6 protein-coding genes are annotated in these 11,942 nt (G+C 63.3%); all 6 read left to right on the top strand.

Translation table 11 applies throughout. The features are described from left to right. The first annotated feature begins 169 nt into the window (after positions 1-169). The 6 genes from AC1DRD_RS17220 to AC1DRD_RS17195 all read left to right on the top strand — a co-directional run bounded on the left by AC1DRD_RS17220 (position 170) and on the right by AC1DRD_RS17195 (position 11,939). Positions 170-1,510, top strand: a complete 1,341-nt coding sequence (locus tag AC1DRD_RS17220; protein ID WP_478042290.1) for a sugar porter family MFS transporter — start codon at positions 170-172, stop codon at positions 1,508-1,510. A 151-nt stretch (positions 1,511-1,661) separates the two neighbouring features. Further along, positions 1,662-2,891: an ROK family transcriptional regulator gene (locus tag AC1DRD_RS17215; protein WP_478042289.1), complete on the top strand. Its 1,230-nt coding sequence runs from the start codon at positions 1,662-1,664 to the stop codon at positions 2,889-2,891. Between the two features lie 202 nt (positions 2,892-3,093). After that, complete coding sequence (locus tag AC1DRD_RS17210) at positions 3,094-5,466, top strand: GH92 family glycosyl hydrolase (RefSeq protein WP_478042288.1); 2,373 nt, start codon at positions 3,094-3,096, stop codon at positions 5,464-5,466. Between the two features lie 133 nt (positions 5,467-5,599). After that, positions 5,600-7,549, top strand: a complete 1,950-nt coding sequence (locus tag AC1DRD_RS17205; protein WP_478042287.1) for a glycoside hydrolase family 2 protein — start codon at positions 5,600-5,602, stop codon at positions 7,547-7,549. 220 nt (positions 7,550-7,769) lie between these two features. After that, positions 7,770-10,799, top strand: coding sequence for a TonB-dependent receptor (locus AC1DRD_RS17200; protein ID WP_478042286.1), 3,030 nt, complete (start codon positions 7,770-7,772; stop codon positions 10,797-10,799). A gap of 78 nt (positions 10,800-10,877) precedes the next feature. After that, complete coding sequence (locus AC1DRD_RS17195) at positions 10,878-11,939, top strand: glycoside hydrolase family 43 protein (protein ID WP_478042285.1); 1,062 nt, start codon at positions 10,878-10,880, stop codon at positions 11,937-11,939. Positions 11,940-11,942 lie beyond the last annotated feature (3 nt).

The following is an 11,942-nucleotide window of genomic DNA, read 5'->3' as shown; positions in this document are numbered from 1 at the left end:
AGACCAGTGAGCAGGCCAGATCGAGAAGTGGCCTGCCAGCTGGTCGAATCCTCGTTCATGCCGCCATTGGGTGGCCGCTCGATCTCACGCCTGCTTGACCAGCTGGATTAATACTTCAATTAGATAAATAAATCGGGCGGACGGCTCGGGTGCGGTTGGAGACAGCTTGATGGGCACGCCGAAGGAACGCGTCAATTGGAGCGCAGTGGGCACTGCCAGCCTGGGCGGATTGCTGTTCGGTTTCGATACAGCGGTTATCTCGGGCGTTACCGAAGCGCTGCGGGGCGTGTTCGGGCTCAGCGCGATCGGGCTTGGCACGGCGGTATCGGCAGCATTGATCGGGACGCTGATCGGCGCGCTCGGGGCGGGCAAGCCGGGCGACCGATATGGCAGCCGGGCGGTGCTGATCTGGATCGCGATCGCCTATATCATCTCGGCTTTAGGCTCGGCGATGAGCTGGAATCTCGCGGCGTTCGTCGCGTTCCGGTTCCTCGGCGGCCTAGCGATCGGCGGTTCGTCGGTGCTCGCCCCGGTCTATATCGCCGAGGTGAGCCCAGCGGCACGGCGCGGATTCCTGGTCGCGCTGTTCCAGCTCAATGTCGTGATCGGCATTCTGGTCGCCTATATCAGCAATTTCGTGATCGGCCGGCTGGTGACGACCGATCTCGCCTGGCAAATCAAGCTCGGCATCGCTGCCCTTCCGGCTATCCTGTTCCTGATCATGCTGTTGCGTATCCCGCCGTCGCCGCGCTGGCTGGCGCAACGCGGGCGCGACGAGGATGCGCTGGCGGCGATTGCCCAGCTCGGGATGGGCGACCCGCAGGCGATCATCGCCGAGTTCCGCAGCGATCAGGTCGAGACCTCGAATACGCGGCTCAGCTGGGCGGTTTACCGCAAGCCGATCCTGCTCGCGATCGGCGTCGCGGCGTTCAATCAACTCTCCGGGATCAACGCGATCCTCTATTATCTCGGCGATATCTTCGCCGCCGCCGGGTTCGACCGGCTATCGGCCGACCTGCAATCGGTCGCGATCGGTGTCGCCAATCTGCTGGCGACCTTTGTCGGCATGACAGTGATCGATCGCGCGGGGCGCAAACCGTTGCTGCTGATCGGCGCGGCGGGCACGGGTATCGCGCTGGCGGCGGTGGCGACGATCTATTCGACCGGGCAGGGACAGGCACTGCTGCTTCCCGCGTTGATCGGTTTCATTCTGTTCTTCGCGATTTCGCAGGGGGCGGTGATCTGGGTCTATCTGTCGGAGATTTTCCCGACCGCCGTGCGTGCGCGCGGCCAGGCGCTGGGCAGCGCGACGCATTGGGGAATGAATGCGCTGATCGCGTTCGGTTTCCCGGTAGTCGCACGCTATACTCAGGCGGCACCCTTCTGGTTCTTCGCGGCGGCAATAGCGGTGCAATTCCTCATCGTCTGGCGCTTCTTCCCCGAGACGCGCGGGGTCACGCTGGAAGCGATGGAGGATGCCATCAATCAACCCCGAGCAAAGGTGGCGTAATGGCCAGAATTGAAACCATATTGGGGATATTCCGCGTTGGCGTTCTCGACCGCGGCCAGCTAATTCGTATGACTATGCTCATGGTCATCCGTCGCCTCGTGATTCAGGAAGATGTGTCGATCACCCGCGCTCGGGCAATAAGGATGCACGGATGACCCAGCCGACCACTCGCCTCAGGCTCTCGGGCACCAACCTGGAGCGCGCCGCCGACCACAATCAGCGCGTCACGCTCCACGCGATCCGTATCAACGGATTGCTGACCCGAGTGGAACTCGCCGAGATTACCGGACTGACCGCGCCGGCCATCGCCAACATCACCAAGCGCCTGCTCGCGGACGGATTGATCGAGGAGGCGGGCCAGCGCCGCGGCGGGCGTGGCCAGCCGCCGACCAAGCTCGTCATCAATCGCGATGCCTGCCACTCGATCGGCGTCAATATCGACCGCGACCACATCACCATCGTGCTGGTCAATTTCGCCGGCGAGACCTTGGCCCGCGTGTCGGAGGAAGTGAATTTCGCGCTGCCCGACCATGTCCGCTCGCTCTATCGGCGATCGATCAAGGAGATGATGCGGTCGGCGGGGATCAAGGAGTCGAGCCTGGTCGGGCTGGGCGTCGCCGTTCCCGACGATCTCGGTCTGGTCGATCTGCCGGGGCGTCCCGCAGACTATGCCAAGTGGGACAAGATCGACATGGGCGATCTGTTCGACAAACCCTTCTCGCTGCCGATCTTCGTCGAGAACGACGCCGCGGCCGCCGCGATGGGGGAGATGCAGCTCGGCCTTGGGCAGAAGCACAGCACCTTCTTTTACATCCTGATCTCATCGGGGCTGGGTGGCGGCCTCGTCATCGATGGCGCCTATTTCCGTGGCGTCGATGGCCGCAGCGGAGAACTGGGCTTCATGCACGCGCCCGGCAGCGGCCCGCGCGATCAGATCCAGAATCTCGTATCGCTGTCGGGCCTGGCCGGGCATCTCGAGCGCGACGGGTTGAGCCTCGCCGATGTGATGGGCGTGGCGCACCTGTCGCCGGCGGCCGAGACGTGCGTCGATGGATGGATCAGCCAGGCAGCCGAGCAGCTCTACGTCCCGCTCGAGGCGGTGAATTGCCTGATCAATCCAGGCGTTGTGCTGGTCGGTGGGCGCTTGCCGAGCGCGATCGTCGAGCGTCTGGCGGAACGAGCGCACGATCTGTTGCGCGACCAGGCGACCAACGTGCCGGTGATTGCGCCGGTGGCACGCGCGGCCTTGTCGGACGACGCGCCAGCGGTCGGAGCGGCCATCCTGCCGTTCAGCCATTTCCTGCTGCCCAAGCCCGGCGCCTTGTGGAAAGTGCCGGCGACCAGCAACACCAACGGTCGAGCTATCCAGCCGACGCGCTGAGCGCGATCGACGCGTAAACAGCGTCGATCCCTCCGGCTTCACCGACCGATAACGTACGCCACGGGCAAGCTTTTTTGGTCGCACTAATTCAATTGACAAAATTCTTAATTTAATCGACGGTGCTGCTCGACGCCGTTGGAAACAGGATCAATGGGGTGGTCGCCAGGGGGCAGCAATAGCTCCGAGAACCAGGGGAGGTACCGTGGGTATCCGCCAGAAGCTTGCACGGCCGGAGGGGCAGGGGCGCAGCGCCCGCCTATTGCTATTGCCGCTGAGCCTGTTCGCATTGTCGGCGGCGGCGGTCGTCAGCGCGCAGACGGCTCCCGCCAAAGCCCCGGTCGATGAGGTCAACCCGCTGGTCGGCACCGCACCACTCGATCGACCCGAGTTGATCGGCAACGCGCCGCCGCCGGGCGAGCCGGTTTATTCGGGCCAGACCTCGCCGGGCGCGCGCCTGCCGCACAGCTCGGTCGAGGCGGCACCGATCAACAACAACATCGCGCTGACCTATCCGAACGGCGTCGAGGTTCCCTATTATTACACCAATCCGACGATGATCGGATTTTCCGGCGGCGGCGGGTCGTCCTATGGCGGCCGCGCAGAGCCGATCATCATGCCGGTGGTTGGCGACTGGTCGGTGCCCCCTGCCTATTCGCAATCCTATTACGACAAGTCGCGCGAGATCGCGTCGCCGGGCTATTATTCGGTCTATCTCGACACGTTCCGGACGACGGCCGAACTGACCGCCACGCAATGGGCGAGCCTGATGCGGTTCACCTTTCCCGCAAGCGACCGGTCGAACGTGCTGATCAACTTTCCCGAACATGGCGGCGATATCGAGATCGTCGGCGACCAGATGGTGCGGGGCGTGTCGAAGGATAGCGGCGGCGCGGACGGCGCCTATTTCGTCGCCCTGTTCTCCAAGCCGTTCGCCAGCCTGGGAACCTTCAGCAAGGCGCCCGGCGACGCCAAGGGCTGGGGTATCGGCGACAAAAGGGTCGAGCCCGGCCAGCGCACGATCTCTGGCAGTTTTGCGGGCGGTTACATCACCTTTCGCACCAAGGCGGGCGAGAAGGTGCTGATGAAGATCGCGCACGGTACCAGCTACGCCCAGGCCGAGCAGCGCCTGCGCGACGAATTACCCGGCTGGAATTTCGATGGCGTTCGCAACGCGGCGCGCGGTGCCTGGTCGAAACTGCTCGATCGCGTCCAGGTGGCCGGCGGGACGCCCAAGCAGCGGATGCTGTTCTATTCGACCTTGTTCCAGTCGTTCGCCAGCCCGCGCCTGGTTGCCGCCAAGGGAGAGAAGTTCACCGACACCAACGGCAAGGTGCAGACCGCGACGCATGATCGCTACGGCCCGGTGCCGTTCTGGGATACCGGCCGCAACCAGATCGTCCTGCTCGAATTGCTGGAGCCGGAGACGATGCGCGACATCATGCAGTCCGAACTCGATATGGCGCGCGAAAAGGTCTTCATGAACACGTCGTTCCACGGCGACAATGCGGTGTTCATGTATTTGGGCGCGTGGGAGCGCGGCATCCCGTTCGACTATCCGGCGGCGTATGAATATCTCCGCAAGAACGCGACCGATCCCGCCGGCCCGCGCCATTATCTCGCCGAGTACGACAAGAACGGCTGGATCGCGGATGTCGTCCCCGACCACAATCCCAGCCCGCCTTATGCCGGCGGCAAGGCGGGGGCGGCGACCACGCTCGAATATGCCTGGGACGATTTCGCGATGGCGCAATATGCCAGGCGGCTCGGGAAGATGGACGATTACGCCCTGTTCCTGAAGCGCGCGCACAATTACGCCAACGTGTTCGACAAATCGGTTGGCTTCGTTCGCGGGCGGACCGCCGACGGCAAGTGGATTGCACCGTTCGATCCAGGCGAGCCCTATTACAATTTCATGATGAAGGAGGCGTCGGGCTGGTCGACCTTGTGGCTGGTGCCGCATGACGTCAACGGGCTGGCCAGGTTGCTTGGCGGCCGCCAGGCCTTCACCGCCAAGCTCGATCGGTTCTTCTCCACGCCCTACAATCCCAAGGGCATCTGCCGCGATTGCACCGGGCTGATCGGCCAATATGTCCAGGGCAACCAGCCCGACCAGCAGGCCGCTTATTATTACGACTGGGGTGGTCAGCCGTGGAAGACGCAGGCGCTGACTCGGCGGATTCTCGCCGACATGTATGGCAGCGACGCCTCGGGCTATGGCTATCCGGGGATGGACGATCAGGGCGCGACATCGTCCTGGTACGTGCTGAGCGCGATGGGATTCTATCCGGTCGATCCGTCGAACCAGAATTACATCATCGCCAGCCCGATCTTCGACGACGTCAAGCTGCAGATGGGCAACGGCAAGACGCTGGAGGTCGAGGCCAGGAACAACTCCGCCACGAACATGTACATCCAGTCGGCAACGCTCAACGGCCGGCCGTGGAGCAAGCCGTGGTTCAGCCATGACGATATCAAGGATGGCGCCAAGCTGGTGCTGACCATGGGCCCAACGCCGAACAAGAATTGGGGCGCGGCGCCGGCCGACGCGCCGCCATCTATGTCGCCGATGCCCTGACCCGCCGTACCCCTTTGCCTCCGTTCCCCTCCCCCCTCGACGGAGGCAAGAGCCCAGGGCTGCGCCAGCCCGCGCGCCCTGGGCTCACCAATTTGATCGCTGACCGATGGTCCAACGCTCGAGGAGAAACGCCATGCGCACGATAATCGCAGCAATCGCGTCGATGATCCTGGCGATCAGCGCGATCGACACCGCGGCGCAGACTGCTCCAGCGGGCGATAGCGTCTATGCCGGTGACCTGATGACCCGGTGGGGCAAGGACGTCACGCCCGACAATGCCTGGCGCAGCTATCCCCGGCCGCAACTGAAGCGGGAGCGCTGGCTCAATCTCAACGGCTTGTGGGACTATGCGATCGCCAGGGATTCGGCGCCGCAGCCGGCCCGAATGGATGGCCAGATCCTGGTGCCCTATCCGGTCGAATCGAAATTGTCGCGCGTCGCCCGCAAGGTCACGCCCGACGATCGCATCTGGTATCGCCGCAGCTTCACCGTGCCGCAGGATTGGGCGGGCGAGCACGTCATGCTCAATTTCGGCGCGGTCGATTTTGCCGCGACGATCTGGGTCAATGGCGTCGTCGTCGGGTCGCACAAAGGCGGCTTCGACACGTTCGGGTTCGACGTCACCGATTATCTGAAGCCCGGCCGCAACGACCTGATCGTGCAGGTCGCCGATCCGACCAGCGCCGGCACGCAGCCCCGCGGCAAGCAGATCCTCGATCCCTCGGGCATCTGGTACACCGCGGTCAGCGGCATCTGGCAAACGGTGTGGCTCGAGCCCGTGCCCAAACTCCATATCGAGGACGTTCGCGCGACGCCCGACATCGACCGCGGAGTCGTCGATGTCGCGGTTGCATTGAGCGGATGGGCGAACGACACCGATGCGGTAAAGCTCACGGCGAGCGCCGGCGGCAAGGTGATCGCGTCGACGATCATCCGGGCCAATCGCCGCGCGACGCTGGCGATTCCCAATGCTCGCTTGTGGTCGCCCGACGATCCCTATCTCTATGACCTCAAGGCCGAGTTGGTGACCGTCGCCGATCCCTATGCCGGGCAGGAGGAGCGCGATCGCAAGGCTTATGACGCGCGCTTCACCGCGGGCGAGGATCGGACTTATGCCGCGGCGCGCATCGCCGGCACGCCGCGCGATACGGTCGACGCCTATTTCGCGATGCGCAAGATCTCCATTGGTCCCGGGCGGGTCGCGGGCCAGCCGGCGATCCTGCTCAACAACAAGCCGCTCTTTCAGAACGGTACGCTCGATCAGGGCTGGTGGCCCGACGGTCTCTACACCCCGCCGTCCGAAGAGGCGATGAAGAGCGATTTGATCTTCCTCAAACGCGCCGGCTTCAACATGCTGCGCAAGCATATCAAGGTCGAGCCGGCGCGCTATTATTACGACGCCGATCACCTCGGTATGTTGATCTGGCAGGATATGCCCTCGGGCGGCGGTGAGGATCAATTCGTCACCGGAACCAGCAAAAGTCAGGCGGTGCTGCCGTCGGACGCGATGGCGGAGAACCAGAACGAACTCGCCGCGATGATCGGCGACCTGCGCGGCTTTCCCTCGATCGTGATGTGGGTGGTCAACAATGAGGGCTGGGGGCAATACGATTCCGCGACCCTGGCCCGGTACGTCAAGGGGATGGACCCTGGCCGGCTGGTTGATGCCGATAGCGGCTGGCTCGACGTCGCGCCCGGCGCCTCGGACGTGTTCGACATCCACACCTATGAGGATGTGCCCAACACGCCGACGCGCCAGTCCAGCCGTGCGATCGTGATCGGCGAATATGGCGGCATCGGCATGCCGATCGCGGGCCATATCTGGCGGCCCGGAAAGAAGAATTGGGGCTATCAGGTGGCGACCGGCGAGGAGGATTATCTCGCCCGTTTCCGCCGCAAGATGGCCGGGGTCATTCGTGCCGCGCGCGAGGATGGACTGAGCGCCTCGATCTATACCCAGACGACCGATGTCGAGGACGAGATCAACGGCCTGCTGACCTATGATCGTGCGCGCGCCAAGGCGTCGCCGGAAGCCTTGTCGACAATCGCGGCTCCGCTACGGGCGTTGCCGGATTCGAAGTAATATACTGAATTAACATACAAAAAGTGGAGTTCTCGATGAAGGCGGAGTCGAGTCCGGGTGCGAAAAAGCGGGCCGGACAATTTAATTGACAAATTGCTTTTTATATTCTGAATTGCGGCGCGACAGGTTTGCGGACGGGCTTCGAGCCCCGCCGCGGCGTCGAACGAAAAGAAAAACGGAGGGCGATAACGCCCTCACTCATGGAAGAGGGAAGATCCATATGAGCATTCGTCACATCGATCTTGGCTTGGGCACAGCATGCACCCGGTCGCGGGCCAGGCTGATTCGCGACCTCATGCTGACCGCCGGCGCGGCAATTGGTTTCTCGGGCGGTTTCTCCGGCATCGCGCAGGCGCAGACTGCGCCTGCCGCACCCGCTACGCCCGACGCTAGCGCGCAACCCGCCGATCCCCAGGCTGCCGACTCGGCCGGCGAAATCACCGTCACCGGATATCGCCAGTCGATCGAAGCCAGCTTGCGGACCAAGCGCGAGGCCAACGCCTTTATCGACGTCATCACTGCCGAGGATGTCGGCAAATTCCCCGACAAGAACGTCGCCGATGCGCTGCAGCGCGTGCCGGGCGTCATCATTTCCCGCGACGGCGGCGAAGGCTCGCGAGTCAGCATTCGCGGCCTGAATTCCGATCTGACGCTGACCGAGCTCAACGGCAATTTCATCGCCGGCACCGACAGCGGCGATCCGTCGCGGTCGTTCAACTATTTGCTGCTGCCGTCGAGCATGATCGGCAGCGTCGAGGTCTACAAGTCGCCTGAAGCGCGGCTCGACGAAGGCGGGGTCGGCGGCACCGTCATCCTGCGCACGCGCCGGCCGCTCGATCTCAAGCCCTGGTCGGGTTTCGTCTCGGCCGAGGGTACCGATTCGGACGTCACCGACAAGATCGAACCGCAGCTCACCGGTCAGATTTCATGGCGCAACGACGCCGGCACGATCGGCCTGTTGGTCGGCGGCAGCTGGCAGAAGCGCACCAACCGCGAGATGGATGGCTCGACCGAGAGTTGGCAATGGTGGACCGATGGTGGCCGCAACGGCAAGCCGGCGACCGACGTCAACGGCAACGTGCTCCCCAACCAAGACGCGATCACCTATTGGTCGGAGGACAAGGCCCCGACTACGCAATCGGGTCAGCATTATAACGGCTATTGGGCGCCGCAGTCGGTCAACGAGCAGATCACCACCGACAAGCGCGAGCGCATCGGCATCCAGGCGACGATCGACTTCAAGCCGTTCGACAATCTGCGCCTCACCGCGAATTATTTTCGCTTCCAGCTCAATCGCACGCAAGAAGACAATGTGCTGAAGATCCCCGAATGGGGCTATGGCAACTTCTTCACTGGCGCGAAGTTCGACAAGAGCGGCACGGTCATGCAGTCGGCGACCTTCCAGGTGCCGCCGGCGGGACAGGGCTGCTCGGCCAACACTCCGATCTGTACGATGGAAACGCCGCAGCTGTCGGCCATCTATCAGCGCGAAAAGCAGATCTCGAACACCTACGACCTGCATGGCGATTGGAATCTCGGCCACCTTGCCGTGTCGTTCGTGGTCGGCAAGACGAAGTCGACCGGCGGTCCGTCGCAACAGATGAAAGTCGCGGTGAAGCCTCGCCTGACTGGTGCCGTCACGCAGAACGGCAACTTCCTGAGCAGCTGGGACTTCAGCGGCGGCGACCTGGGCATGACCTTCTCGCCCGATGTGCAGAAGAACATCCTGGCGGGTATCGCCCAGGTCGATACCGGGTCGACCGGGTCGGGCTATACCAACAGCAGCATCGAGCAGCGCTACGCCCAGATCGACGTGACGCGCACCTTCGATGATTTCTTCATCAGCTCGATCCAGGTCGGCGGCAAGTGGCGCGACGGCCGCGTCCAGCGTTCGACCGGCGAGCAGGATTGGTATGCCGATCCGGCCACGCTGCTGCGCTTCCAGGACACGCCGCAGGGCGCGGTGGCGCAGCCGTCCTTCTTCTACAGCAATCCGATCAGCAATATCCCCGGCGGGTTCACGGCGTCGTCCTTCCCGGCGATCAACATGACCAGCTACCTGAACTATCTGAACTCGACCTATGGTCAGGCCGTGAAGGTCCCGCAGCCGCAGAACCTCTACAGGATCGGGGAGAAGATCTGGGCCGGCTATGCCCAGCTGAACTTCAAGTCGGGTCCGATCCGCGGCAATATCGGCATCCGCATCGCGAACACGAAGCAGACGGGCACGTCGACCGACACGCTGTATTTCGAGAACGACTATTGCGTCGACGGCCCCGGCGGTCCGTTCGATCCCAACCGGCCGATCGGCCCGGACGGCAATTGCCAGGTCATCCCGCAGAGCCAGCGCGAAGTCCGCGTCTTCAGCCCGAACAGCGAGTCCAAGAGCTATACGGACGTGCTGCCGAGCTTCAATATCTCCTGGGACGTGACGCCGAACCTGTTGGTCCGCGCCGCGGTCTCGAAGGTCGTTGCTCGTCCCTCCTATAACGATCTCGCCTCGGCGCGCTCGCTGACCTTCCATTCGGACGCCTACACGTTCGATCGCGCGCAGTTTGGCGAACGGGCCGGCTGGTCGGGCGACGGCGGCAACTTCAACCTGTCGCCGTTCTCGGCCTGGGCATATGACATCGGTGCGGAATGGTATTTCCACCCGGGTTCGGTGCTCGGCGTCGCCGCGTTCCGCAAGGATGTGAAGAACTTCGTCGTGCCGCTGGTGCTCGACCTGAACCAGGAAGTGCAGGGGCAGACCGTGTTGGTTCAGTCCTATTCGACCCAGGCGAACGGCTCGAGCGCCAAGTCGGAGGGCGTCGAAGTCTATGCGCAGCACACGTTGTCGTTCGGCCTCGGTGCGCAGGTGAACTTCACCTACAATCACACATCGGTCGCCGACGTCTCGCTTAATGGCCAGAAGATCGGCACCTCGCCGCTGGTCGGCAGCGCCAAGACGCAGTGGAATGCCTCAATATTCTACGAAAAGGGACCGGTGCTGTTGCGGGCGTCGTACAACCGGCGCGGCGAGCGCGTGCAGGGGCTGGTGTCGGGGCTCAACGTCTATGACGACCCGTACCAGCAGGTCGACCTCAACGCCTCGGTTGAAGTGTTCCACAACCTCACGATCACCGGCTCGGTGATCAATCTCACCAAGGAGACGGCGAGGTCGCATCTGGGGAACGACACCAAGGCCCGCTATTATTCGTCGCAATATACCGGTCGCCGCTTCTATCTTGGCGCCGCGTTCAAGTTCTGATCGATCGTAACCGGGACGGCGGCCTCTCTCCGCCGCCGTCCCAACCAAGGGGGCCGAGACGGCATGCGAAGGATAGCGATGCGCCTTGCCGCGGCAGGGCTTGCGCTGGCGGCGCCGCTTCCCGTGCTTGCGTCCAACCCGATCGTGCCCGGTTGGTATGCCGATCCCGAAATCCGCATCTTCGCCGGACATTATTGGATCTATCCGACCTATTCGGACGATAGCGGCAAGCCCGATCCCATGCCGCCGTTGTTCACCGCCGCTCAAACGGCGAAGCGTGCCAAGCCGAAGATCCGCCCGGAATATCTCAAGCAGACGTTTCTCGACGCGTTTTCCTCACCCGATCTCGTCCATTGGACGCGGCATCGGCATGTGCTCGATACCGCCAGCATCAAATGGGCGGCCTATGCGGTATGGGCGCCGTCGGCGATCGAGCGCGACGGCAAATATTATCTCTTCTTCGGCGCCAACGACATTCAGAGCGACAAGGAAACCGGCGGCATCGGCCTGGCCGTGTCGGACAGTCCCGGCGGACCGTTTCGCGACGCGATCGGCCATCCGCTGGTGCCCGCCTTCCACAACGGCGCGCAGCCGATCGATCCCTTCGTCTATCGCGACGACGATGGCCGGACCTACCTCTATTACGGCGGCTGGGGCCATTGTAACGTCGTCCGGCTGAGCCCCGATCTGAAGTCGGTGGAACCCTATCCGGACGGTACGACATGGAAGGAAATCACCCCGCCCGGCTATGTCGAGGGCTCCTTCGTGATCAAGCGCAAGGGGATCTATTATCTGATGTGGTCGGAGGGCGGCTGGACCGGCCCCGATTATCGCGTCGCCTATGCGACCGGCAAAAGCCCGCTCGGTCCATTCGAGCCGAGGGGCACCATCCTCGCACAGGATTTCCACATCGCCAGCGGCGCGGGGCACCATTCAGTAGTCAACGTGCCGGGCACCGACGATTGGTACATCGTCTATCATCGCCGGCCGCTCGGCGACGACAATGGCGACCACCGCCAACTGGCGATCGATCGCATGACGTTCAATGCCGACGGGACCATCGCACCGGTGGTCATGACCAATGAAGGCATCGCGCCGCGGCCGCTGCCGGCCATCATGAAAAAGGGACGCCGATCGTGATCA

Source organism: Sphingomonas sp. P4_G2 (genome assembly GCF_056401155.1).
Note: the sequence above shows the minus strand (reverse complement) of the source record. Positions and strands in the feature narration are given on the sequence as shown.